Here is a 24,287-nt window from a genome sequence, read left to right as displayed (position 1 = left end):
GCCGGGCCCGTCGCCGCGGGTCAGCCGGCCCGGCCCGCGGCGACCTCCTGCTCGGTCAGGTAGCCGGAGTCGATCAGGACGGACTTGATGTCCTCCTTGTAGACGGTCTGCACCGGCAGCAGGAACGCCGGCACGACCTTGACGCCGTTGTCGTACGCCTTGGTCTCGTTGGCCTTCGGCTCCTCCTTGCGCAGGAACGCCTCGGCGGCGATCACCGCCTGCTCGGCCAGCAGCCGGGTGTCCTTGAAGACGGTCGAGCTCTGCACGCCGTCGTTGATCAGCTTGACCGAGGCGACCTCGGCGTCCTGGCCGGTCACCACCGGCATCTTCTTGGCGCCGCCGCGGTAGCCGGCGTTCTGCAGCGCGGTGATGATGCCGCGGGACAGGCCGTCGAACGGCGACAGCACGCCGTCGACCTTGCTGCCGTCGTTGTAGCTGGAGGTGAGCAGGTCCTCCATCCGCTTCTGCGCGGTCTCCTGCTGCCAGCGCAGGATGGCGGCCTGCTCGATCTTGGTCTGCCCGGACTTGACCTTCAGCGTCCCGGCGTCGAAGTACGGCTTCAGCGTGTCCATCGCGCCGTTGAAGAAGAACCCGGCGTTGTTGTCGTCGAGCGAGCCGGCGAACAGCTCCACGTTGAACGGGCCGGTGGCGGTGCCCTTGGCGCCGTCCTTGGTGAGCAGGCCGAGCCCGACCAGGAGCGCGTTGGCCTGCGCCACGCCGACCTTGTAGTTGTCGAAGCTGACGTAGAAGCTGACGTTCGGGCTGTTGCGGATGAGCCGGTCGTAGGAGATGACCGGGATCTTCGCCGCCGCGGCGGCCTGGAGCTGGCCGCTGAGCGCGGTGCCGTCGATCGGGGCGATGACCAGCACGTCCGCGCCCTGCGTGATCATCTGGTCGATCTGCTGCGACTGGGTCGGGATGTCGTCCCCGGCGTACTGGAGGTCGACCTTGTAGCCCTTGGCCTGGAGCTTCTCCTTCACCGAGTTGCCGTCGGCGATCCACCGTTCCGAGGTCTGCGTCGGCATCGAGACGCCGATCGTCAGGTCGCCGGGCTTGGCCGAGCTGGTGTCTCCGCCGCCTCCCGCGCCCTCGCCGCTGCAGGCGGCCAGGCTGATCGCGAGCGCGGCACCGCTGAGTGCGGCCAGAAGTCGTCTGCGCACGAGCGTCCTCCCTGTCGTGGCGGTCCCTGTGACACAGGTAACCCTCACGGGGAGTGTTAACGCTCACAAGTTGCCCCGTCAACCAATCGCGCGAAATGCGCATGTCTCTTTCTCGTAACAGAGACGACAGTCCAGGTCGGACGGGACGACGTAGCGGAACACCGCGGGGGCGACGGCGCGCCGCCCCCGCGGTGGCCCGGCTCAGGTCGCGGAGCAGGTGGGCGTCATGCCCGATCCGCTGCCGTTGCCCTGGAACCCGAACTCGGTGCTCTGACCGGCGCCGAGCTGGCCGTTGTAGCTCACGTTCGCGAACCGCACCGTGCCGCTGCTCCCGCTCGCGGTGGCGCTCCAGGTGTTGGTGATGCTCGCGCCGCCCGGCAACGTCATGGTGACGGTCCATCCCCGGGTGCCCGACGAGCCCGCGGTCACCTTCACCGTCGCCACGAACCCACCGGTCCAGGAGTTCAGCGACACCGAGGCCGAACACCCGCCCTGACCCGGCGGCGGGGTGGTCGGGTTGTTCGGCGGCGGCGTCGTGGTCGGCGGCGGATTGTTGCCGCCGGCGTTCAGCGCGTCGAGCACCGCGTTGTACGCCGCCTTCTTGTTGCCCGCGCAGTCGAACAGCAGCGCGTTGTCCGAGCCGCGCCACGAGTCGCAGTCCCGCACGCCCCAGACCGTGATGCCGGTGCAGCGCGACACCGCCAGGCAGGCGCGGGTCACGGCGGCGTAGATGTTCGCCTGGTTGCCGCCGGTCATCACGTCCAGCTCGGTGATCTGCACCTCGACGCCCAGGTCGGCGAAGCGCTGGAGGTTGGCCTGGTAGTCGCCGGGGATCGTGGTGCCCAGGTGCGACTGGAAGCCGACGCAGTCGATCGGCACGCCGCGCGACTTGAAGTCGCGCACCATGTTGTAGATGCCCGTCGACTTCGCGTTGATGCCGTCGGTGTTGTAGTCGTTGTAGCAGAGCTTCGCGCCCGGGTCCGCGGCGCGGGCCGCCCGGAACGCCGCCTCGATCCAGTCGTTGCCGGTGCGCTGCAGGTTCGAGTCGCGGCGCCCGCCGCTGCCGCCGTCGGCGAACGCCTCGTTCACCACGTCCCAGGCGTAGATCTGCCCCCGGAAGTGGGTGGCCACCTGGGTGACGTGGTTGATCGCGGCGTTGCGCAGCGCGCTGCCGGACAGGCCCTGTGCCCACGACGGCTGCTGGGCGTGCCAGAGCAGCGTGTGCCCGCGTACCGACATGCCGTTCGCGCGGGCGTGGCTGACCAACCGGTCGCCGCCGGTGTAGCTGAACCGCCCCTGCTGCGGCTCGGTGGCGTCCCACTTCATCTCGTTCTCGGCCACCACGGAGTTGAACTCGCGGTTCAGCACAGTGGCGTACGTGTTGTCGGACAGCTTGCCGGTGGCGACGGCGGCGCCGAAGTAGCGGCCCTTCTCGGCCGCCGCCGCGCGCAGCGTGGTGCCGGCGCTCGCGGCCGGCGCCAGTGCCACCGCCATCCCGGCGGCGAGCGCGCCGGCCAGGATGCCGGTGGTCAGCAAGGCTCTCTTTCGTCTCATGCGGATTCCTCTTCCGGGGGTTGCGCGATGGTGGTGGTGCGACTCCCCGACCCCGCGTCCGGTGGCGGTGGTGTCGAGGTACGACCAGCGCGGCTCGCCCGGTGAGCCTTGCGGCGCTCATGCCCTGCCATCGACTGTGAGCGATAACATCCCCCGGCGTCAACCCCTTCGGCTCATCCCGGTCCTAGGGGTACACGTCCTCGTGCGCCTTGCGGTAGTCGACGATCTCGCCCAGCCGTCCGGCGGCGGCGTGCGTCACCCAGGCCGGGTTGCCCAGCAGCGCGCGGCCCAGCGCGACCAGGTCGAACTCCCCGTCCGCCAGCCGCGCGGCCAGGCCCGCCACCGACTCCGGGCCGTCCGGGCGCAGGAAGTCCCGCCGCAGCCCGACCGAGCCGACGGTGATCGACGGCAGGCCGGTGAGACGCTTCGCCCAGCCGGCCAGGTTCAGCGGCGAGCCGGGGAACGCCAGCTGCCAGAAGCGGCGCTGCGAGGCGTGCAGCACGTCCGCGCCGGCCTCGGCGAACGCGCCGAGGATCTGCGCCAGCTCGGCCGGGGTCTCGGCGATCCGCGCGTCGAACGCCCGCTCCTTGAACTGGGAGAACCGCACGATCACCGGGTGACGCGCCGGGACCTGCGCGCGGACCGCGCGCACCACCGCCGCCGGGAACGCCGCCCGCCGCTCCGGCGAGCCGCCGAACGCGTCGGTCCGGCGGTTCGTGTACGGCCACAGGAACTCGTCGAGCAGGTAACCGTGCGCGGCGTGGATCTCGATCGCGTCGAACCCGGCCCGCACCGCGACCTCTGCTGCATTCGCGTACGCCGCGAGCAGGGTGTCCACGTCGGCCGCGGTCATCGCGTACGGCGCGGGGCGGCCCGGCTCGCGTACCCCCGAGGGGGTCCACGCCGGACGGCCGTCGACCGGTTCGCGCAGGCTGCCCAGGTGCCACAGCTGCGCGGCGATCCGGCCGCCGGCGGCGTGCACTGCCTCGACCACGCCCCGCCAGCCGGCCTCGGCCGCGCCGGCGGTCATCCGGGGCACGGTGTCCTCGTGCCCCGCGCTGGGATGGTCGACCAGCACACCCTCGGTGACGATCAGGCCGATGCCGGCCGCGGCGCGGCGCCGGTAGTAGTCGGCCATCTCCGGCGTCGGCACGCCGCCCGGCGCGCGGTTACGGGTCATCGGCGCCATCACGAAGCGGGACGGCAACGGCAGCCCGGCGACGGTGACGGGTTCCAGCAGCGGCGTCACCGGCGATCCGGTGTCCAGGGTCGCGTTCATGACCCGACGCTAGGAGTTGACACCGGTGTCAAGGGCAAGCGCTCAGGCGGCCGGATCCCGGGTGTCCTCGGTCACTGTCATGTCGGACACCACGTCGTCGAGCACCGCGACGGCGTGCGCGAGCCGTGCCATCTCGGCTGTCATCCGGGTCCGCTCCTCGCGCAGCCGGTCGGTGAGCCACGAGGTGCGGACCTCCGGATCGGTCACGCAGGGCAGCAGCTCGGCCATCCGGCGGCTGCTCAGCCCGGCGTCGAACAGCCGCTGGATGAGCCGGACCCGGTCCACGGCCGACTCGGCGAAGACCCGCTGCCCGCTCGCGGTGCGCACGGCGGCGAGCAGCCCCTGCTGCTCGTAGTACCGGATGGACCGGGCGCTCACCCCGGTCCGCGCCGACAGCTCCCCGATCCGCATCGCGCCTCCCCGCTCGCCGGACCTCCATCATCGAGCATGCCGCGCCGGTCAGGACAGCAGCTCGACGTACCCGTCGGTGCCGTGCACGCGGATCCGCCCACCGTCCGGGATCAGCCGGGTCGCGTCCGGCACCGCCACCACTGCGGGCAGGCCGTACTCACGGGCGATCACCGCGCCGTGCGTCATCAGCCCGCCAACCTCCGTCACCAGGCCCGCGACGGCCACGAACAGCGGCGTCCAGCTCGGGTCGGTGTGTGCGGTGACGAGGATGTCGCCCGGCTCCAGGTCGGCGCCGGCCAGGTCCGCCACGACCCGCGCCCGCCCCTCGACGACGCCGGCCGAGACCGCCAGCCCGGCCAGGGCGCCCGGTGGCACGTCGTCGCGCCGGTACGAGCCGTTCAGCGCCTCGCCGTCGGAGGTGAGCACCCGGGGCGGGGTGAGCGCCCGGTGCGCCCGGAACTCCTCCCGGCGGCTGCGGATCAGCGCGGCGTCCACAGAGCCGGTGGCCGCGACCTCGCGGAACTCGTCGAAGGTGAGGTAGAAGACGTCCTCCGGACCGGCGAGCACACCGGCGCGCACCAGCCGGCGGGCCTCGCCCATCAGCGCCTGCTTGTAGACGGCGTAACGGCTCACGATGTCGTACTTCGGGTACTCCCGGTAGCCGGCGAACGTCCGTACCCGCTCGATCACGGCCTGCGTCTCGGCGGCCCTGCGCTCGCCGTCGGGGAGCGCGCGCAGGCGGTCCAGCACCTCCCGGGCCTTCGCCTCGGCCCGCTCCCGGCCCTGGGCGAAGCGGCGCGCAGCGGCGCCCGGGGCGAAGGTGCGGACGTTGTCCAGGATCAGCGGGACGAGCGTGGCCGGGTGCTCGCTCCACCGTGGCCGGGTGATGTCGATCTCGCCGACGCAGCGCATGCCGTACCGGTCGAGGTAGCCGGCGATGGCGTCGCGCGCCTCGACGCCGCCGGGCAGCTTCGGCAGCTCGTCCAGGAACCCGTCGTCGGCGGCGTCCCGCAGGAACGCCACCACCTCGGGGTACGCGCGGACCACGTCCGCCACGTCGAGCAACGCCAGGCCCATCTCGGCGGTGACGTTGCCGGGCGCGGAGAGCGTGAGCGTGTCGGCCGCGTCGCGTTCGCCGAGCCACTCCCCCAGCTTGTCGTTGAGCCACCAGGTGGCCTGCATCCCCGCCATGATCACCTGGGCGCTCAACGGGTCGGTGAGCACCCGCTTGTGCTCGGCGAACGCCTCGACCAGGAAGTCGAACAGCTCGGGCCCGGAGCGGCCGCGGACGTCGCGGCGCAGGGCGGCGATCGACTCCCGGCTGCGCTCGACGAGCGTGGTGACGATCGCCGGGTCGGTGTCGATCGAGGGCGGCGGGCCGACCACGGGCGGGCCGGCCGGGGCCGGGTCCGGCGCGGCCGGTACGACGTCCCGGGCGAGGACCGTGTCCAGCGCGTCCCGGGTGAGCGGGTCGGCCCGGCCGATCATGCCCAGGAACGCGGTACGACCCGCCGGGGTGGACAGGTGCGGCGTGGCGTCGACGAACAGCCGCCCACCCGCCTCGTGCATCGGCGCCATGGCGGTCAGCCGCCACATCGACAGGCCCAGCGGCTTCATCGCGTCGGTCATCATCTGCTGGTGGCCGACCGACAGGTAGACGTGGAACCGCCCGTCGGCGGCCGCCGGCACCGGGAACAGCGTGGTGATCGGCCGGCTCTGGAGGATGTGGATGTCGTCGCCGGTCAGGGCCCACTCGATGTCCTGCGGGCACCCGAAGCGCGCCTCGATCCGCCGTCCCAGCGCGGCGAGGCGTACCGCCTGCGCGTCGGTCAGCGCGGGCTGGGCCTGCCGCGCCGGGCCGACTGGCGTCTCCCGGGTGCCGCCGCCGGGCACCGCGTGCACCGCCCGCGCCTTCGCGCCGATCGTCCGGCCGGCCACCGCGCCGTCGCGCACCGTGAAGACGTCCGGGTTCACCAGGCCGGAGACCAGGGCCTCGCCGAGACCGAAGCCGGCCTCCACCGACACCACCGTCCGGTTCCCGGTCACCGGGTCGGCGGTGAACATGATCCCGGCCGCGTCCGGGACGACCATCAGCTGCACCACCACGGCCATGTCCACGGCACGGTCGTCGATGCCGTGGCGCCGCCGGTAGATCACCGCCCGGTCGGTGAACAGCGAGGCCCAGCAGCGGCTCACGTGCCGCAGCACCTCGGCCGTGCCGACCACGTTCAGGTAGGTGTCCTGCTGGCCCGCGAACGAGGCGGTCGGCAGGTCCTCGGCGGTCGCGCTCGACCGCACGGCGTACGCGGCGTCCGCGCCGAGCCCGGCCAGCGCGGCGGTGACCGCCGCCGCGACGTCGCCCGGTAGCGCGGTCCGCTCGACGACGCGACGCACCTCGGCAGCGGCCGTCCGGAGCGCCGCCGGGTCGTCCGCGTCCGCGCGGGCGAGCCGCTCCAGCGGGCCGGCCAGCGCCGGCGTCCGCGCCACGGCCAGCCGGAAGGCGTCGGTGGTGACGCAGAAACCCGGGGGTACGCGCACCCCGTCGATCCGCGTCAACGCCCCCAGGTGCGCGCCCTTGCCGCCGACCGCGGCGATCCGCGTCTCGTCGACCTCGTGCAGTTGCCACACGTACCGTCCGGTCATGCCGTGCCCCCGTTTTCGCAGCTCGACCCGCATCGGCCGCTGATTCTGCGGCATCACCGGGGCCTTGCGGCAAGACCCGGGGTGCGATATACGTTGATAGTGGCGAGGAGAGGTGTCTCCTTGCCTTTCGTTTTGCCGCACCACGAACCCCTGCCCTGACCCGCTGCCGTCACGTGAGTCAGATCTCCCCGCCCCGGGTGGAGTGCCGGGGGCGCGACGGGGCAAGAAGCGACCACGAGGCCGCGACGCGGCCCGGACGAGCGGGACCGGACGGGGTGGGGGAGACTCGGGCGATGAGCGGCGCTGACACCGACCCGCGTACGCGTGCCGACGTCTTCGCCGTGGACGCGGAGATCGGGCCGGACCTGGCGCGGATCGACTGGTCGGCGCACCCCCTGGGCCCGCCGGACACCTGGCCGCAGAGCCTGCGGACCGCGGTGCGGATCCTGCTGTCCTCCCGGTTCCCGATGTGGATGGCCTGGGGGCCGCAGCTCAGTTTCTTCTGTAACGCCGCCTATCGGCGGGACACGCTCGGCCGCAAGTACCCGTGGGCGCTGGGGCTGCCGGCGAACGAGGTGTGGGCGGAGATCTGGGACGACATCGGCCCCCGTGTCGACACCGTGCTGCGCACCGGCGAGGCGACCTGGGACGAGGGCCTGCTGCTGTTCCTGGAGCGCGCCGGCTACCGGGAGGAGACGTACCACACGTTCTCCTACAGCCCGCTGCGCGCCGACGACGGCAGCCTGGTCGGGATGCTCTGTGTGGTCAGCGAGGACACCGAGCGGGTCATCGGTGAGCGACGGATGGCCACGCTGCGCGACCTCGGCTCGGACCCGAGCGTCATCCGCACCGAACAGGAGACGCTCGCGTTCGTCAGCCGCCAGCTGGCCCGCAACCCGCAGGACCTGCCGTTCACGCTCACCTACCTGTACGACGACGGCGGCGCCCGGCTCGTCGAGGCGACCGGGCTGGCGGCGGGCCACCCGGCGGCACCGGCCACGCTGTCCCTCGGCGACCCGGCCGCGCCGTGGCCGGCCGGCGCCCTCACCGAGGGCGAGTCGGTGCGGGTCGCGCTCGACGGCCCCGCCTTCACGGACCTGCCCGCCGGTGTCTGGCCCGCCGCGCCGGCCGAGGCGCTCCTGGTGCCGCTGCGCCAGCAGGGCGGAGCGCCGTACGGGTTCCTGGTCGCCGGACTGAACCGCTACCGGGCGCTGGACGACGGGTACCGCGGCTTCGTCGAGCTGACCGCCGGGCATCTGGCCACCGGGATCGCCAGCGCCCGCAGCTACCAGGCGCAGCAGCGGCGGGCCGAGGAACTCGCCGAGCTGGATCGCGCGAAGACCGCGTTCTTCTCCAACATCAGTCACGAGTTCCGCACCCCGCTCACCTTGATCATGGGACCGCTGGACGAGCTGCGCGGCCGGTTGCAGGGCGCCGACGAGCAGGTCCGCACCGAGCTGGACGTCATCCGCCGCAACGGGCTGCGCCTGGGCAAGCTGGTCAACAGCCTGCTCGACTTCTCCCGCATCGAGGCCGGGCGGATGCAGGCCCGCTACGAGCCGGTGGACCTGGCCGCGGTGACCGCCGACCTGGCGAGCGTCTTCCGGTCGGCTATCGAACGGGCCGGTCTGTCCTTCGAGGTCGACTGCCCGCCCCTGCCCGAGCCGGTGCACCTGGACCGCGGCATGTGGGAGAAGGTGGTGCTCAACCTGCTCAGCAACGCGCTGAAGTTCACCTTCGACGGCACGATCCGGGTGGAGCTGCGCGCCGAGGGCGACGCGGCGGTGCTGCGGATCTCCGACACCGGCATCGGCGTACCCGCCGACGAGATGCCGCGCCTGTTCGAGCGGTTCCACCGCATCGAGAACGCCCGCTCCCGCTCCGACGAGGGCAGCGGCATCGGCCTGGCCCTGGTCCAGGAGCTGGTCACGCTGCACGGCGGCGACATCGACGCGTCCAGCGCGGTGGGCCGGGGCACCACCTTCACGATCCGGCTGCCGTTCGGCACCGCCCACCTGCCCGCCGACGCGCTCGCCCCGGCGGGCACCGGCCGGGCGCCGGTGTCGGCCGAGCCGTTCGTGCAGGAGGCGCTGCGCTGGCTGCCCGCCGACCCGGGCGCCGCCGTCGGCGAGGGCGACCCGGCCGACGGGCCGGTCCAGCCGCTGCCCGGTGGGGCGCCGGCCCGGGTCCTGGTGGCCGACGACAACGCCGACATGCGGGAGTACCTCACCCGGCTGCTGCGCTCGGCCGGACACGAGGTGCGGGCCGTCGCCGACGGGCGGGCCGCGCTGGACGCCGCCCGCGCGCACACCCCCGACCTGGTGGTCAGCGACGTGATGATGCCCCGGCTCGACGGCCTGCAACTGGTGGCCGCGCTGCGCGCCGACCAGCGTACGGCCGGCACTCCGGTGCTGCTGCTGTCCGCCCGCGCCGGTCAGGAGGCCTCGATCGAGGGGTTGGAGGCCGGCGCCGACGACTACCTGGTCAAGCCGTTCCCGGCCGCCGAGCTGCTGGCCCGGGTACGCGCGAACGTGGAGCTGGCCCGGCTGCGCAACCACCACGCCCGCTGGCGTACCGCGCTCGTCGACTCGTTGCAGGAGGCGTTCTTCGTCTGCGACGAGGACGGCGCGGTGGTCGAGATCAACGCGGCGTTCACCGGCATCCTCGGCTACGGAACCGAGGACCTGCCCTACCCCGCGGTGCACCCGTGGTGGCCGGACCGGGAGGCCGAGCCCGAGGCGCACCGCCAGGTGGCGGAGGCGTTCTCGAGACTCGTGGGCCAGACCCGTGGCACGTACACCGTGCCGGTGACCCACCGCGACGGGCACCGGATCTGGATCTCGGCCGCGTTCAACCAGGTCGACGACCCGGACAGCGGCCGCCGGATGATCGTCGGCACGTTCCGCGACGTCACCGCCGAGCACTACGCGGTGCAGCGGGAGACCGCCCTGGCCGGGCTCAGCATGCGGCTGTCGCAGGCCGACGACCTCACCGACGCGCTGCACGGGGTGCTGGACGAGCTGCGCAAGCTGTGGCGGGCCGCCGGCGTGCTCACCGCCGTCTTCGGCGACCTGCCCGCCCCCGAGGTGACCGCCACCGACCCGGCGGCCCGGTGGGAGACGTTGCCGCAGGAGCGCCGGCAGGCGTTGCTCGCGCTCCGGGACACCCCGCTGCTGACCCCGGTGGCGACGCGTACGCACGGCGCCGGCATCGCCGTCGAACATCCGCACGGCACCATGGCGCTCTGGATCGACCTGGGCGAGAAGCGGCCCTTCACCGAGCAGGACCAGACGCTGCTGGCGCTGCTGGCCGGCCACATCGGGCAGGGGCTGCACCGGGTGCACCAGATCGACCAGCAGCGGGAGACCGCGCTGGCCCTGCAACGGGCGATCCTCGGCCCGGCGCAGCTCCCCGCCGGCTTCGCGGTGCGGTACTCCCCCGCCGCGATGCCGCTCAAGGTCGGCGGCGACTGGTACGACACCGTCGAGCTGCCGGACGGGCGCATCGGCATCGTGGTCGGCGACTGCGTGGGACACGGCCTTCAGGCCGCGACGGTGATGGGGCAGCTGCGCAGCGCCTGCCGTGCCCTGCTGTTGCAGGACCCGAGCCCGGCCCGGACGCTCGTGGCGCTGGACCGGTTCGCCGCGCTGCTGCCGGGGGCGTCCTGCGCCACCGTCTTCTGTGGCGTCCTCGACCCGGCCACCGGCCTGATGCGCTACTCCAGCGCCGGTCACCCACCGGCCATCGTGGTCCGCGCCGACGGCACTCCCGAACTGCTGCAGCACGGCCGGTCCCGGCCGCTGGCCGTACGCCCCGGGCAGGAACGTCCCGAGGCGGAGGCGACGGTCCCGCCGCGCGCCACCCTGATGCTCTACACCGACGGCCTGGTGGAACGCCGCCGCCAGCCGATCACCGCCGGCATCGCCCGCGCCACCGACGCCATCCAGCAGGGCCACCACGCGCCGGTCGAGGTGCTGGCGACCGAGATCATGGACCGGCTCACCCCGGACGGCGGCTACCACGACGACGTGGCCCTGCTGCTCTACCGTCACCCCGGGCCGCTGGAACTGGAGTTCCCGGCCGAGTCGACGCGCCTGGCCGAGGTCCGCACCGCGCTGCGGGGATGGCTGGACCGCTGCGGGCTGGCCCCGGCCCACGCGTACAACATCCTGGTGGCGGCCGGGGAGGCGTGCGCCAACGCGATCGAGCACGGGCACCGCGACAACCCGGGCGGCCGGATCCGGCTGCGCGCCGCCGCCACCGCCGGCGCCCTGCGCCTGAGCGTCACCGACAGCGGACACTGGCGCGACCGGGACCAGCCTCCCGACCCGCACCGCGGCCGGGGACTCGTGCTCATGCGCGCGCTGATGGACAACATCAGCGTCACTCCGGGGGCCACCGGCACCACCGTCGACATGCAGGCGAGGATCACGCCATGAGCACGTCCCTGACCCTGACCACGAGCGACAGCCCCGACGGCGTCCGCGTGCTGGCCGCCGTCGGTGAGATCGACATGAGCAACGCGTCCGCCTTCGCCGACGCGCTGGCCGAGGCCGTACGCCCCGACGGCGAGCCCCTGGTCGTGGACCTCACCAAGGTGGAGTACCTGGACAGCGCCGGGCTGGCCGCGCTGTTCCCGCACGCCGACCGGATCGCGCTGATCGCCGGCCCGCTGCTGGAGCCGTTGCTGACCATCTCCGGGCTGGCCGACCTCACCACGGTCCGCAGCGCCTGACGCCGTCGGGGCGTCAGGCGCTGTCGCGGGTCGGGCGCCGTCACGGGCTGTCGCCTGGTCGGGCGCGGTCGCGGGGTCAGGTTCCGTTGCGCACGATCACCAGCGGCGAGTGGGCGTGGTGCAGCACCGCGTGGCTGACCGAGCCGAGCAGCAGCCCGCCCAGCGCGCCACGTCCGTGCGCGCCGACCACCACGAGCTGGGCGTCCTTCGACTCCTCCACAAGCACCCGGGCCGGGGCGCCGCGCAGCGACAGCTGCCGTACCGGCACGTCGGGGTAACGCTCGGCCCAGCCCGCGATCGACTCGGCGAGGACGCGCCGGGACTCCTCGGCGAGCGCCTCCGGGTCGTACACCAGGGGCAGGATGTCGCCGGGGCCGATCGGAGTGGGGTACAGCCAGGCGTGCACCACGATCAGCGACGCGCCCCGGCGGTCGGCCTCCTCGTACGCGTACCCGACCGCCGCGGTGGACAGCTCGGAGCCGTCCACGCCGACCACGACCGGGCCGTCGGCGCGCGCCTCGCCGCGCGTCACCAGCACCGGGCAGTGCGCGCGGGCCGACACCTGGAGCGTGACCGAGCCGATCAGCAGGCCGGCGAACCCGCCCAGACCGCGGTGGCCGAGCACGATCAGCGCCGCCTCGCGGGACTCGGCGACCAGCACCGCCGCCGGCGCGCCGTCGACCACCACGCCGGTGACAGGTACGTCCGGGGCGACCTTGCCGGCCTCGGCGACCGCCTCGGCGACGACCCGTTCGGCCTGGTTGCGCAGGCCGGCGCCGGCGGGCGCGCCCGGGGCCGGGGTGAGTGGCGCGCGGGTCAGCGGCCAGATGAAGGCGTGCACCACCTGCAGCGGCCGGTTCCGGTCGGCGGCCTCGCGGGCGGCCACCCGGACCGCGTCCAGCGAGGCGGCGGAGCCGTCCACGCCCACCACGACGGGGGCCTGCGAGTGGATCGTCATGTCGTCCTCCTTCACTCGTCCTCAGCCTGCCGGTCAGGCGGCCGGCCCGGCAGGGCCGGCGGGCCCGGCGTGGGGGCCGTTGGTCCCGCGGAAGCGGCGGGTCAGCCGCAGCACCAGCCCGGGCAGCACGCCGATCGCGGCGCAGGCGAGCAGGTCGAGCGCGCTGAGCGGCGAGGTGCCGAGCAGCTCGCGCAGGGGCGGCAGCAGCACGCCCGCCACCTGGAGCACAGCGGAGATCGCTACCGCCACCGGCAGCGCGAGGTTGCGCTCGCGCGAACCCGGGGTACGGATCGCGCGGACCGCCAGCGCCACGCCGAGCTGGGCGAGGCCGAGGACCACGAACACCACCGACTGCCACGGCCGGTCGGCCGCCGCGGCCCACACCCCGGCGCCGAGCGTCGCCGCGGCGATCAGCCCGCCGGTGACCAGCACGTCCCGGCCCAGGCCGGCGCCGAGCACCGATTCCTGCGGCGAGCGGGGCGGCCGGCGCAGCGTGCCCGGCTCGGCCGGTTCCGCGCCGAGCGCCACACCGGGTACGCCGTGGGTGAGCAGGTTGATCCAGAGGATCTGCGCCGGCAGCAGCGGCACCGGCAGGCCGAACAGCGGGCCGAGCAGCATCACCGCGATCTCGGCGACACCACCGGCGAGCGCGTAGCGCAGGAACCGGCGGATGTTGTCGTAGATCCGGCGGCCCTCGCCGATGGCGGTCGCCACGGTGGTCAGGTCGTCGTCGACGAGGACCAGGTCGGAGGCCTGCCGGGCCACCTCGGTGCCGCCGCCCATGGCCACGCCGATGTCCGCGCGGCGCAGCGCCGGAGCGTCGTTGACGCCGTCGCCGGTCATCGCCACCACGTGCCCCCGGTTCTGGAGGCCGGCGATGATGTCGAGCTTCTGTTCCGGCTGGGTCCGCGCGTACACCCGGGTCTCGGGGTGGGCGCGGCCCGGGTCGCCGTCGTCGCCGTTGGCGAGCGGGTCGCCGTCGCGCCAGAGCCCGAGCCGTCCGCCGATGGCGGCGGCGGTCGCCGGGTGGTCGCCGGTGATGAGGACCAGCCGGATGCCGGCCTCCTCGAAGCCCGCGGCGATGCCGGGGGCCGCGGCGCGCAGCGGGTCGCCGACCGCGACCAGGCCCAGGGGGCGCAGGCCGGTCGGCCGGGCCGGGTCGGGCAGGGTGTCGACCACCGCGGAGGCCACCGCCAGCACCCGCAGCCCTTCGGTGGCGAGCCGGTGCGCGGCGTCGGTCAGCTCGGCCAGTTCCGCGGCGTCGGCGTCCACCAGCGGCGCGGCCAGCAGGTTCTCCGGCGCGCCCTTGCAGACCACCAGGTAGCGCCCGTCGCAGCGGCGGTGCACCGTGGTCATGCGGCGCAGGTCCTGGTCGAACGGGGCCTCCGCCACGCGGGGCCAGGCGTCGCGGGTGGTGTCCGGGTCCAGGCCGCAGCGGGCGCCGAACGTGACGAGCGCCGCCTCCAGCGGGTCACCGATCGCCGTCCACTCGGGCCGTTCGTCGGTCGGCGGCGTCACTGTGGCGTCGTTGCAGAGCAGCCCGGCGCGGGCGAGAGCGCGCAGCTCGTCGGGGGCGCTCACCGGCTCGCCGCGGTGGTGCACCTCGCCGTCGGGCGCGTAGCCGGTGCCGGTGACGGCGTAGCGGTCCCGGCCGGGGACGACCGCGTACTGCACCGCCATGCGGCCCTCGGTGAGCGTGCCGGTCTTGTCGGAGGCGATCACGGTGACCGAGCCGAGGGTCTCCACCGCGTGCAGCCGGCGGGGGATGGCGCGGCTGCCGGCCATCCGGCGCGCACCCAGGGCGAGCGCCAGCGTGACGACGGCGGGCAGCGACTCCGGTACGGCCGCCACCACGAGGCTGACGGCGGTGACGGCCATCTGCGTGACCGGCCGCCCGTCGAGCACGCCGATGGCGAAGACCAGCCCGGAGAGCACCACGGCGGTCAGGCCGAGCACCCGGCCGAGCGAGGACAGGCGTCGTTGCAGCGGGGTGGGCGCCGGCCGGGTCGCCGCGACCAGGGCGCTGATCCGGCCCAGCGCGCTCGCCGCGCCGGTGCGCGCCACGGTTCCGGTGGCGCGGCCGGTGGTGACCACGGTGCCGGCGCTGGCCTCCTCCCCCGCGACCCGGGCCACCGGCACCGACTCGCCGGTCAGCGCCGACTCGTCCAGGCTGAGGCGTACCGCGTCGGTGAGGTCCAGGTCGGCGGGTACCACGTCGCCGGCCTCCAAGCGGACCAGGTCGCCGCGCACCAGGTCGGCGGCGGGCAGCACGAGGTCACGGCCGTCGCGGACCACACGCGCGGTCGGTGCGGCGAGCCGGTCCAGCGCGGCGACGGCCCGGTCGGCGCGTACCTCCTGCACCACGCCGATCGCGGTGTTGATCAGGACGACCAGCACGATCACCGCGGTGTCCGGGTAGTCGCGCAGCAGCGTGGTCACCACGGCGGCGGCCAGCAGCAGCGCCACCAGCGGGTCGGTGAGCTGGCGGAACACCCGGCCGGCCAGCCCGCGCTTGCGCGGGGCGGCCACGGTGTTCGGGCCGTCGGCGCGCAGCCGGGCGGCCGCCTCGGCCGAGCTGAGCCCGGTCGCGGGGGCCGGAGAGATCTCGGTGGGCGTCGTCGCTGTCGCCGGCCCGCCGTTGATCACCACATCGTCCTCCATGTCGTCGCCGCCCGCGCCGGGCAATCCCAGCATGCCGCGCGAACCTACGTGGCTCGCAGGGCCGAGGGCCTGTCGGACCCGGGACCAACGGCCCCCCGCGTACGGGGCAGCGCGGCCCCCGGCTCGTCGGTAACGTCGGCGCGGTGAGCCGGACACGCAGCGCCACCGAGCCGACACCTCCGTCCCGTCACCGATGGGTCCGGTGGACGCTCGCGGTGCTCCTCCTCGCGTCGGCGGGGTGCGGGAGGGGGTTCGGGGAGGAGAGCGGCGACGCGCTGGCGCGTGACACCGCGGCGGCGGAGGCGAAGCAGCTCAACACGGAGCTGGGTCACCGCAACCGGGCGCGGGACGCCGGGTCGATCGCAGCGGCCGAGATCGTCCAGGAGCCGACGGACGCCGCGTCCGGCGGCGGTGCGACAGTCCGGCGGGAGGCGCTGGCCTGGTCCGGGCGCACCGCCGGGAACGAGCGGGCCACCGTCGACGTGCGGTTCGTGGTGACGGTGCCGGAGCAGCCGCCGGTGTCGATCGGTGGCGCGAGCAACAGCGCCGGTGAGGCCACGCGCTGCTACCGCTACGAGTTCGAGCTCTACCGCTACACGACGTACCACGAGATCGACTGTCCGAGCGGCCCCGCTCCCTCGCCGCCCACCGCCGCGCCGGTGCCGAGGGTGCCCGAGGACGGGCGGCAGCGGCTCACCGCCGTGCTGCGCACCGCCACCCCGGACACGCTTGCGGGCGCGGTGCGGGCGGCCTTCCCACAGGACTGGATCAGCGTCGACGCGACAGTGCACGAGGGCGCGCTCGTCGCCGCCGTCGGCGTACCGGCCGAACGGGACTGTCTCCTGCTCGTCCGCACGCCGGCCGGGAAGATCGAGAGTCCCGGGTACGACCGGATCTGGCTGGAGCCGGGCGAGACCGGCTGCCGGACCGCCCTCTACGTGGCGCCGCCGCGCTGACGTACCGGTTTGCCGCGCGACCGCCGGGGCACCTGACGGTCATGACTGATCCGGAGCAGTTCCAGCGGCAGCAGGAGGGCGCGCTCGAGCGCGGGCAGGTGTTCCAGGACGCCGAGGGGCGGCGTACCCGGGATCCGGGCGCCGGGGCGGAGAACGCGGAGAGTGAGGCCGACCGCAACGCCGAGCACCTGGCGCGCGGCGAGGTGGGCCCGGGCGTCCCGGAGGACTGACGCGCCGGGCCGATGTCAATGTAGCGTTGACGGGTGACCCTGGACCGCCTGTCCGAGATCGCCGCGGCCCGGGTCCGGCTGGACGACCGCGAGCTGGACCTGATCGACCGGGCCCGGCATGACGGCGCCACCTGGGCCGACGTCGCGCGGGCGCTGGGCCTGGGCAGCCGGCAGGCCGCCGAGCAGCGCCGGCAACGCCTCGTGGCGGCCCGGCGGACCCGCCTGGCCCGGCTCGACCCGGGCGGCTCCCCCGAACTGCCCGTGCTGCGGGCGGCAGTCACCGACCTGCACCGCTGGATCGAGACGGACCGCGCGTGGGACGGGCGCTTCGCCCGCGCGGCGTTGACGCGCCGCACCTGCGCGCTCGCGCTGGACGCCCCCGCCGGGCCGCTGTACGCGCTGGCCGCGCACCTCGCCGACGACCTGGCCGGGGCGGGGCGGCGGCTGCCCGCTCCGGCACGCGACGCCGCCCGGCGCATCGCCGCCGCGCTGTCAACATCATATTGACGTACGCCCAAGGCATTGCCCCGGGACGGCTCAACTCCGGAGGATGTGAGTCCACCAGACTCAACCTCTCGGGGGATCCATGCGCCGCAACGCCGTCCTGTTCGTGGCCGTCTCGCTGCTGTCCGGCCTCGGCGGCAGCGCCATGGCCCTGGTCTCCGGCATCTGGATCCTCGATCTCACCGGTTCCACCGGGCTCGCCGCGCTGGCCGGGCTCTGCGTCTACGCCCCGACGCTGGCCGGACCGTGGCTCGGCGGCCTGCTCGACCGGGTGCCCCGGCGTCCCCTGGTGATCGGTGTCGACCTCGCGCTCGCCGCCGCGCTGCTGAGCCTGCTGGCGGTGCGAGGGCCCGGCGAGGCGTGGCTGATCTACGCCGTCTCGCTCGCCTACGGCATCGGCTACGTGCTCGTCGACGCCGGCGAGACCGCGTTGCTGCCCGCCGCGCTCCCCCCGGCCCGGCTGGCCGACGTCAACGGCTGGCGGTCGAGCGCACAGGAGGGCATGAAGCTGGTGGCGCCGCTGGCCGGGGCGGGCCTGTACGCGTGGCGGGGCGGGCACGTCGTCGCGGTGCTCGCCGCCGCCGTACCGGTGCTCGCGGCCGCCCTGTACGGCGCGTTGCGCCTGACGCGGACCGCCCCCGCTCCCCCGGCCGCACGCCCGGCGCGGGTGCGGGACGGCCTCGCCGCGCTGCTGGCCCGGCGGGCGGTACGCGTACCCGTGGCGCTCGCGGCGGTGTCCATCGCGATGTCCGGGTTCACCACCGCAGCGCTGTACGACGTGGTGGTGACGGACCTGGCGCTGCCGTCGACGTTCCTCGGTGTGCTGGCGAGCGCGCAGGGCGGCGGGTCACTGCTCGCCGGGCTCGTCGTCGGCCGGCTCGTCCGTCGCCACGGCGAGATCACGGTCGGTGCCGCGGGCGCGGTCCTGTTCGCCGCCGGCTGTCTGGGGCGCTGCCTGCCCTGGTGGCCGGGCACTGTGGCCGCCTCGGTCGTCGTCGGTGTGGGTCTGCCGTGGACGCTCGTCGCGGCGGTCACCGCCGTGCAGACGTACACGCCGCAGGCGATGCTCGGGCGGGTCGCCGGGACCGCGAACACCGCGATGTTCGGCCCGATCACGCTGGCCATCCCGCTCGGGTCGGCGGCGGTCGCGGTCGGCGGCCGGCCGCCGCTGGTGCTCGCCGCGGTGGCGTGCCTGGCCGCGGCACTGGCGGCGGCCGTCCGGCCGCGTCGTCAACCGGCGGCCGGCGGGCCGGACAAATGGCGGATCAGCTCCGGCCGGGAACGCAGCCGCAGCTTCCGGTAGACGTTGCCGAGGTGGTACTCGACGGTCTTCGGTGACAGGAAGACCCGGGCCGCGATCTCCCGGTTCGTCAGGCCCTCCGCCACGTGCAGGGCGATCAGGCGTTCCTGGCCGGTCAGCCGGTCGACGGTCCGGTCGCCGGGCTCGGGCGGCCGCCGGCCGGTGGCGTCGATCTCGGTGCGGCACCGCCGCGCCCAGCCCTGTGCGCCGAGCGCCTCGAACAACCGCAGCGCGGCGTGCAACTGGACCCGCGCGTCCCGGCGACGGCGGGCCCGGCGCAGCCGCTGCCCGTAGCTCAGCAGCGTCCGGGCCCGTTCCAGCGGGACGACGGCGGGATCACACCGGGCCAGCGCCGCCGCGAAGACCTCGTCCAGGTCCGGTTCGCCGGCGAGCAGGCCCTCGACGCGCGCGGAGGCGGCGCGGGCGGCGGCACCACCCGTACCGGCCAGGTCGCGCAACCGCCGTGCCGACCGCTGCGGGTCGGACAGGTGCGCGTACGCCTCGGCCAGCTCGGCCGCGACGGGCAGCCACCCCGGTTCGGCGATGCCGCCGTCGCGCTGGGCCCGGCGGACCCGTTCCAGCTCGGTCACGGCGTCGTGCCAGCGCGCGCCCACCACCGCCGCGATCCCGGTGGCGTAGCGGAGCCGGACCTCGATCTCCCGGAACTCGCCCGGCAGGAGACGACGGGCGTCCTCGACGTGTGCGAGCGCCTCCGGCTCCTCGCCGAGCAGCGCCTCCACCAGGGCCAGCACGGCCAGCGCCTCCGCCCGCAGCACCGGAAGCGCCACCTGCTCGGCGATCCGGACCGCCTCGGCGGCGGCCTGGTACGCCGCGTGCAGCCGGCCGGTGCGCCACTCCAGCCCGGCGAGCCGGGGCAGGGCGTACGCCAGCAGGAACACGTCGTCGGTGGCGCGGGCCCGGTCGATCTCCGGTTCCAGCAGCGCACGCGCGGTGTCGTGTTCCCCGATCCAGCAGAACACCTCGGCCAGCTCCGCCGCCGAGCCGTCGGCGTGGCCGGCGCAGGCGGTGACCAGGGCACGGGCCGACGCGACCCCCTCGGGCAGCCCGGCCAGCACCTGCGCCGCGGCCAGCCGGATCGGCCCCTTCGGCCAGGTCGCGCCCGCGTCCGCGGCGGCCAGCTCGGCCACCCGCGCGCACAGCGGCACCATGCCGGTGACGTCCAGCCGCGCCCAGAACTGGTTGACGCGGGCGCTCATCAGCCGGGCCGCGCCGAGCGGATCCGCTTGCGCGTACGCCTGCGCGTCGGCCAGGTACGCCTCGGCGCCCGCCGTGTCACAGTGCTGCTGCGCCAGGTGGGCGAGCAACGGCTTGACCCGGCAACGCAGGTCGGCGCGCCGGGTCAGCCCGATCGCCTCCTCCCCCAGCGTGATCGCGTGCCGGCTCGCGCCCGCGTTGGCCCAGGCGCGGGACGCGGCGGCGAGCCGGGACGCGCGTACGTCCGGGTCCGGTGTGAGACGGGCGGACCGCTCGTACGCGCGCGCCTCGGCCACCACGCCGCCCCGGCGTTGCGCCCGCTCGGCGGAGTCGGCCAGCAACGCGGCGACGCCCTCGTCGGGCACTGTGGTGGCGGCCGCGAGATGCCAGGCCCGGCGGTCGGCGGTGTCGTCACCGGTGAGCGCCGCGGCCACCGCCAGGTGGGCGGCCCGCCGCCGGCCGGGGCCGGCGACCGAGTGCACAGCGGCGCGGGTCAGCGGGTGGCGGAACGTCACCTCGCGATCGGTCACCCGGATCAGCCCGGCGTCGACCGCCGGGTCCAGCACGCCCAGGCGCAGCCCGTCCGCCGCCAGGATCCGCTCCAGCAGCGCCGGGGTGGTGGCCTCGGTGACCGCGCAGGCGACGAGCGCGCGCCAGGTGTCGTCGGGGAGCCCACGGGCGTGCGCCAGGACGGTCATCTCGATGCGTTCGACGAGCACGAGAGGCTCCCGCAGCGGCAGCCACCCGTTGCGGTGCTCCTCGGACAGCGTCGCCGGCAGTTCGGTCAGCGCGAGCGGGTTGCCGGCGGTGGCCGCCGCCAGGTCGGCGGCGACCCGTGGGTCCAGGCCGGCGCGCATGGCGAGCCGGATCGCGTCGTCCCGCGGCAGACCGGTCAGCGGCAGCTCCGGCAGGCCGGGCGCGGGGAACGCGGGGGCGTCGCGGGCCGCGAAGACGACGGCGACCCGGTCCGCGAGCAGCCGCCGGGCGGTGAACAGCAGCGCCTCCGCCGAGGCCGGGTCGATCCAGTGCGCGTCGTCGACCAGGCAGAGCACCGGCGTGTCCTCGGCCGCCGTCGTGAGCAGGCTCAGCGTCGCCACGTACGCGGCGAGCCGGTTGACCGGACGGGAGCCGCCGCCGATGGCGAAGACGGTACGCAGCGCGTCGGCCTGCTGCGCGGGCAGATCGCCGAGCCGGTGCAGCAGCGGGCGCGCCAGTTGGTGCAGCGCGGAGAACGGCAGTTCCGCCTCGAACGGGGCGCCGGTGGCGCGCAGCACCCGCATCCCGGTGGACCGGGCGGCGCAGTGCTCCAGCAGCGCCGTCTTGCCGACGCCCGCCGCGCCGAGCACCACCAGGGCGCCGCCGTGACCGTCGACCGCGTCGGCCAGCAGCGCACCGAGCCGCCGGCACTCGTCGGCGCGCCCGAGCAGGGCGTCCCCGCCGGTGTCCGTGGCCGTGCCGACGGCACCGGCCGGCGCCGGACCACTGCCCATGACCGCACGCTAGCCGCCGGCGTCGTCAGGGCGGGCGGGCGCGACGCGAACCCGACAGGAGGCTCGCGCGGCCTCGTCGACTAGGAGGAACCCGGATCCGGTGGCCGTCGCGGATCCCTAGCGTCGTCCCCAGTCGTCCGGCCGGTGACCACCGGCGCATCCGGGACGGCGACACGACTCCGAGGGGAGACACCATGATCGGGAAGAGAGCCGCCGGGGTGCTGGCGGCGGGACTGCTCGCCACCGGGCTCGGGGTGGCGTCCGGCCCGCCGGCGCAGGCCGCGACCGGCCACTACGCCATCGTCAACTACGGCAGCGGCAAGTGCCTGGAGGTGGACCGGTCCGGCGCCCCGTCGTCGCTCGGCGGCCGGGTCGTGCAGCGCACCTGCGACGGCCAGGCCGTGCAGCGCTGGTCGCCGGTGGGCAGGGACACCTACACGTTCGTCAACCAGTTCAGCGGCATGTGCGTGGACGTCCGCAACGGGGTGAACGCCGACGGCACGCCGTTGCAGCAGTGGGCCTGCACCGGCACGTCGAGCATGAAGTGGACGGTCGACCCGAACTCCTTCGCGGGGGTGCACCAGATCAAGTCGCAGATCGGCGGCCGGTGCATGGACGTGCGGGGCGGATCGGACGCCGACGGCGCGACCGTCCAGATCTACCGCTGCACCGGCTTCGGCAACCCGGCCCAGGTCTGGTCGTTCGCGGCCGTCTGACCGGCGCGGATGCGGCCCGTCCCCAGGGGTGAGGGGGACGGGCCGCACGATCGTCAGCGCCAGGTGTCGCTGACGGCCCGGGTGCCGCCGGCCGGCGTGGTGAACGTCCGGTTCGCGCCGGACTCCCAGATCACCGTGCCGTCCGGGTTCTTCTTGACGTACTTGTACTCGACAGCGGTGTTCGCGGGCAGGTCGACCGTGGCCCGCCAGACCGGATAGGCGGCGGGCGAGAGGGCGACGGCGGCGGACGGGTTCCAGCCGCCGAGCGCCGGGACGTTGCCGACCACGAACACGTTCTGTCCGTAGACGGTGGTCGCGGTGACGGAGAACGTGGTGGCCACAGCCGTGCTGACGGTGTCGCCGCGGAACGTCTCGGTCACCGCGTACGTGCCGGTGGCCGGCGTGGTGAGCGTCCGGTTCGCGCCGGACTCCCAGGTGACCGCACCGGCGGTGGTCAGCTTGACGAACTTGAACTCCACGCCGGTGGACCGGGGCAGGCTGACGGTGGCGCGGTAGGTGCCGCCGCCCTGCGCGGCGAGCTTGACGCCGTTCGCGGGCGTCCACGAGCCCAGCTCGGGGATGCTGCCGACGACGTAGACGTCCTGCCCGGCGGCCAGGTTCGCGGCGACGGTGAACGTGGTGGCGATCCGGTCACCCGGGCTGACCGTGGGGGACGCGGTCGGGGAGGCCGTCGGCGACACGGTCGGGGAGGCGGTCGGGGACGGGCTGGCACCCGGCCGGGCGTTCACGTGGATCGCGACCGCGTCGTTGGCCGGGAGGGTCACCGTGGCCCGGCCGCCGGACACGGTCACCGTGGAGCCGGTGCAGCCGCTGCCGGTGGCGACGCCGGAGATGACGTCGCAGTACCGGCCGTCGGCGAGCCCGGTGACGAAGGTGGCGGTGGTGGCCGAGCCGGAGTCGTTGACGCCGATCCAGGCCCGGTCGCCCCGGTGGAAGCCGATCACGTTGCTGTTCACTGTGGTGAAGTCCGAGACGGTCTTCACCGGCCGGGCGGCGTTGGCCCAGCCGACCATGCCCTTGACGCCGGTGGTGCGGCTCAGGCAGTTCCAGGCGGCGCCGCAGGTCGTGTCGGTGACCCGTCCGGTGCCGTCGTGCGGCGGGGACTGGTTGCGGTTGGACCAGGTGAAGCTGTCGTAGACCGACGGCTTGCCGTGCGGGTAGGCCAGCGCGAAGTAGTTCGCCAGCACGTAGTCGGTGCCGTTCTTGTACGACAGCACCACACCGTCGCGCTCCAGGTCGTGGTTGGTGACCATGGCGAAGACGTTGGCGCTCGGCGCGTCGAGGTTCCAGTTCGGCACGTTCGCCAGCGCCGAGATCGAGCCCTGGAACGCCGAGCGGATGCCCTTGGCGTACGCGAAGTCGAGCACGTCGCCGTTGCCGATGTACGCCCGGGCCTGCAACGCGGGATTACTGGCGCCGTCGAAGATCTCCTGTGCGACGTACGGACGCCGGCCCTCGGCGACGGTGTTGTTCAGCTTGCCCAGGATGGCCGCGAAGTCGTCCTTGCGGATGTGCTTGACCGCGTCGACCCGGAAGCCGTCTACGCCGAGCCCGATCAGGTCGTTGAGGTAGCCCGCGATCTTGTTGCGGACCGCCTCCTTCTCGGTGTAGAGGTCGGACAGCGACAGCAGCTCGCAGCTGGTCACCTGGGCCTCGTTGTTCCAGTCGCTGATCGCGCCGCCGGTCGGGCAGTTGTCGCCGGGGCGGTGGAAGTCGCCGGCGCCGTACGGCACGGCCGGGTAGCTGTAGCCGGAGAACTCGGTGCCGGCGTAGCCGCGCGTGCCGGCCGGGTTGTTGGTGCCGGCCATGTGGTTGACGACCGCGTCGACGTAGACGCGCACACCGGCGTTGTGGCACGCGGTGACCATGGCGGCGAACTGCTGGCGGTTGCCGAACCGGCTGTCCAGCTTGTACGACACCGGCTGGTACACCTCGTACCAGGGGTAGGCGCCGTCGGCGCTGGCGGGCAGCTTCACCGACTCCTGCGGCGGCGCCACCTGCACCGCGCCGTAGCCGGCCGGTCCGAGGTGGTCGGTGCAGGCGGCGGCGACCGAGTTCCAGTTCCATTCCCAGAGGTTGGCGGTCACCTCGCTGTCGTTCAGGACGACGGCGGCGCGGGCGGGGGTGGGGGTGGTGGTGGCAGCGGCGACGGCGACCGTGCCGCCGGCCGCGACGAGCGCGGCGGCGAGCAGCAGGCGACCGGCGCGGCCACGGGGGTGTGGCCTGGCGGATTGCATGGTCGGGGGACCTCTTCCGTGGGTTCGAAAGGGTGAGCGGGGGTGGGGCGGCCGTCCCGGGTAGCGAACACCATGCGCCATCCATGAAAGTCTTTGCAAGAGCTTGCGGCAAAGTTTTCGAAACCAGCAGGCAACACGAGTGGGCTCGGATTCCCGGCCACCAGCGGCGATCCACGCTGGACCGAGCGAGTCGGCGCTCGACCGAGATCCCGCTGCT

Annotated in this window: 16 protein-coding genes; 7 read left to right on the top strand and 9 right to left on the bottom strand. The window is 74.4% G+C overall.

From position 1 onward, the window contains the following. Positions 1 to 20: 20 nt before the first annotated feature. From chvE to rph, 5 genes are all read right to left on the bottom strand, one after another. Positions 21 to 1,160, bottom strand: coding sequence for a multiple monosaccharide ABC transporter substrate-binding protein (chvE, locus tag IF06_RS0101640; RefSeq protein ID WP_013286833.1), 1,140 nt, complete (start codon positions 1,158 to 1,160; stop codon positions 21 to 23). 201 nt (positions 1,161 to 1,361) lie between these two features. Continuing rightward, positions 1,362 to 2,714 carry an endo-1,4-beta-xylanase gene (locus tag IF06_RS0101635; RefSeq protein ID WP_013286834.1) on the bottom strand — a complete coding sequence of 451 codons (1,353 nt, stop codon included), beginning with the start codon at positions 2,712 to 2,714 and terminating at the stop codon, positions 1,362 to 1,364. 184 nt (positions 2,715 to 2,898) lie between these two features. After that, positions 2,899 to 3,993 carry a 12-oxophytodienoate reductase gene (locus IF06_RS0101630; protein WP_030268474.1) on the bottom strand — a complete coding sequence of 365 codons (1,095 nt, stop codon included), beginning with the start codon at positions 3,991 to 3,993 and terminating at the stop codon, positions 2,899 to 2,901. A gap of 42 nt (positions 3,994 to 4,035) precedes the next feature. Continuing rightward, complete coding sequence (locus tag IF06_RS0101625; RefSeq protein ID WP_013286836.1) at positions 4,036 to 4,404, bottom strand: MerR family transcriptional regulator; 369 nt, start codon at positions 4,402 to 4,404, stop codon at positions 4,036 to 4,038. 48 nt (positions 4,405 to 4,452) lie between these two features. After that, positions 4,453 to 7,047 carry a rifamycin-inactivating phosphotransferase gene (gene rph, locus IF06_RS0101620; protein ID WP_030268472.1) on the bottom strand — a complete coding sequence of 865 codons (2,595 nt, stop codon included), beginning with the start codon at positions 7,045 to 7,047 and terminating at the stop codon, positions 4,453 to 4,455. 293 nt (positions 7,048 to 7,340) lie between these two features. Here rph and IF06_RS0101615 point away from each other — a divergent pair, with 293 nt between their 5' ends. Both IF06_RS0101615 and IF06_RS0101610 read left to right on the top strand, forming a co-directional pair. Continuing rightward, positions 7,341 to 11,486, top strand: coding sequence for a SpoIIE family protein phosphatase (locus IF06_RS0101615; protein ID WP_030268470.1), 4,146 nt, complete (start codon positions 7,341 to 7,343; stop codon positions 11,484 to 11,486). Further along, the gene (locus tag IF06_RS0101610; protein ID WP_013286839.1) at positions 11,483 to 11,782 is read left to right on the top strand and encodes an STAS domain-containing protein; all 300 of its coding nucleotides are present in this window, start codon (positions 11,483 to 11,485) and stop codon (positions 11,780 to 11,782) included. Before IF06_RS0101615 ends, IF06_RS0101610 begins: the two co-directional genes overlap by 4 nt. A gap of 76 nt (positions 11,783 to 11,858) precedes the next feature. Here the strand turns inward: IF06_RS0101610 and IF06_RS0101605 are convergent, their stop codons facing one another. Next, entirely contained in the window at positions 11,859 to 12,740 is an 882-nt protein-coding gene (locus IF06_RS0101605; protein WP_030268468.1) for a universal stress protein, read from the bottom strand. Between the two features lie 33 nt (positions 12,741 to 12,773). Next, positions 12,774 to 15,434, bottom strand: a complete 2,661-nt coding sequence (locus IF06_RS0101600; RefSeq protein ID WP_030268466.1) for a cation-translocating P-type ATPase — start codon at positions 15,432 to 15,434, stop codon at positions 12,774 to 12,776. A gap of 110 nt (positions 15,435 to 15,544) precedes the next feature. Here IF06_RS0101600 and IF06_RS0101595 point away from each other — a divergent pair, with 110 nt between their 5' ends. The 4 genes from IF06_RS0101595 (at position 15,545) to IF06_RS0101580 (ending at position 18,394) form a co-directional block, all read left to right on the top strand. Continuing rightward, a complete protein-coding gene (locus IF06_RS0101595; RefSeq protein WP_232236586.1) occupies positions 15,545 to 16,357 on the top strand; it encodes a hypothetical protein in 813 nt (270 codons plus the stop codon). 41 nt (positions 16,358 to 16,398) lie between these two features. Then, positions 16,399 to 16,587: a hypothetical protein gene (locus IF06_RS34665; RefSeq protein WP_030268462.1), complete on the top strand. Its 189-nt coding sequence runs from the start codon at positions 16,399 to 16,401 to the stop codon at positions 16,585 to 16,587. Between the two features lie 33 nt (positions 16,588 to 16,620). Further along, complete coding sequence (locus IF06_RS0101585) at positions 16,621 to 17,094, top strand: hypothetical protein (protein WP_030268460.1); 474 nt, start codon at positions 16,621 to 16,623, stop codon at positions 17,092 to 17,094. Between the two features lie 79 nt (positions 17,095 to 17,173). Further along, positions 17,174 to 18,394 carry an MFS transporter gene (locus IF06_RS0101580; protein ID WP_030268457.1) on the top strand — a complete coding sequence of 407 codons (1,221 nt, stop codon included), beginning with the start codon at positions 17,174 to 17,176 and terminating at the stop codon, positions 18,392 to 18,394. Here the strand turns inward: IF06_RS0101580 and IF06_RS0101575 are convergent. Beyond that, positions 18,322 to 21,096 (bottom strand): helix-turn-helix transcriptional regulator, encoded by a 2,775-nt coding sequence (locus tag IF06_RS0101575; RefSeq protein WP_030268455.1) that lies wholly within the window; start codon positions 21,094 to 21,096, stop codon positions 18,322 to 18,324. The two genes, IF06_RS0101580 and IF06_RS0101575, sit on opposite strands and share 73 nt — an antisense overlap. Positions 21,097 to 21,290: 194 nt before the next feature. On the opposite strand from IF06_RS0101575, the gene IF06_RS0101570 reads away from it, so the two are divergent. Further along, entirely contained in the window at positions 21,291 to 21,812 is a 522-nt protein-coding gene (locus tag IF06_RS0101570; RefSeq protein WP_013286848.1) for an RICIN domain-containing protein, read from the top strand. A 53-nt stretch (positions 21,813 to 21,865) separates the two neighbouring features. On the opposite strand, the gene IF06_RS0101565 is transcribed toward IF06_RS0101570, so the two are convergent. After that, entirely contained in the window at positions 21,866 to 24,070 is a 2,205-nt protein-coding gene (locus IF06_RS0101565) for a carbohydrate-binding module family 20 domain-containing protein (protein ID WP_013286849.1), read from the bottom strand. Between the last annotated feature and the right edge of the window lie 217 nt (positions 24,071 to 24,287).

This window comes from Micromonospora globosa (genome assembly GCF_000717585.1).
Lineage (GTDB): Bacteria > Actinomycetota > Actinomycetes > Mycobacteriales > Micromonosporaceae > Micromonospora > Micromonospora aurantiaca.
Note: the sequence above shows the minus strand (reverse complement) of the source record. Positions and strands in the feature narration are given on the sequence as shown.

Bases quoted from the DNA above. Each gene is read 5' to 3' on its own strand.
- IF06_RS0101635 (WP_013286834.1), bottom strand. From the start codon at position 2,714: ATGAGACGAAAGAGAGCCTTGCTGACCACCGGCATCCTGGCCGGCGCG.
- IF06_RS0101570 (WP_013286848.1), top strand. From the start codon at position 21,291: ATGATCGGGAAGAGAGCCGCCGGGGTGCTGGCGGCGGGACTGCTCGCC.
- IF06_RS34665 (WP_030268462.1), top strand. From the start codon at position 16,399: ATGACTGATCCGGAGCAGTTCCAGCGGCAGCAGGAGGGCGCGCTCGAG.
- rph (WP_030268472.1), bottom strand. From the start codon at position 7,047: ATGACCGGACGGTACGTGTGGCAACTGCACGAGGTCGACGAGACGCGG.
- IF06_RS0101630 (WP_030268474.1), bottom strand. From the start codon at position 3,993: ATGAACGCGACCCTGGACACCGGATCGCCGGTGACGCCGCTGCTGGAA.
- IF06_RS0101605 (WP_030268468.1), bottom strand. From the start codon at position 12,740: ATGACGATCCACTCGCAGGCCCCCGTCGTGGTGGGCGTGGACGGCTCC.
- IF06_RS0101580 (WP_030268457.1), top strand. From the start codon at position 17,174: ATGCGCCGCAACGCCGTCCTGTTCGTGGCCGTCTCGCTGCTGTCCGGC.
- IF06_RS0101600 (WP_030268466.1), bottom strand. From the start codon at position 15,434: ATGCTGGGATTGCCCGGCGCGGGCGGCGACGACATGGAGGACGATGTG.
- IF06_RS0101575 (WP_030268455.1), bottom strand. From the start codon at position 21,096: ATGGGCAGTGGTCCGGCGCCGGCCGGTGCCGTCGGCACGGCCACGGAC.
- IF06_RS0101610 (WP_013286839.1), top strand. From the start codon at position 11,483: ATGAGCACGTCCCTGACCCTGACCACGAGCGACAGCCCCGACGGCGTC.
- IF06_RS0101615 (WP_030268470.1), top strand. From the start codon at position 7,341: ATGAGCGGCGCTGACACCGACCCGCGTACGCGTGCCGACGTCTTCGCC.
- IF06_RS0101565 (WP_013286849.1), bottom strand. From the start codon at position 24,070: ATGCAATCCGCCAGGCCACACCCCCGTGGCCGCGCCGGTCGCCTGCTG.
- IF06_RS0101625 (WP_013286836.1), bottom strand. From the start codon at position 4,404: ATGCGGATCGGGGAGCTGTCGGCGCGGACCGGGGTGAGCGCCCGGTCC.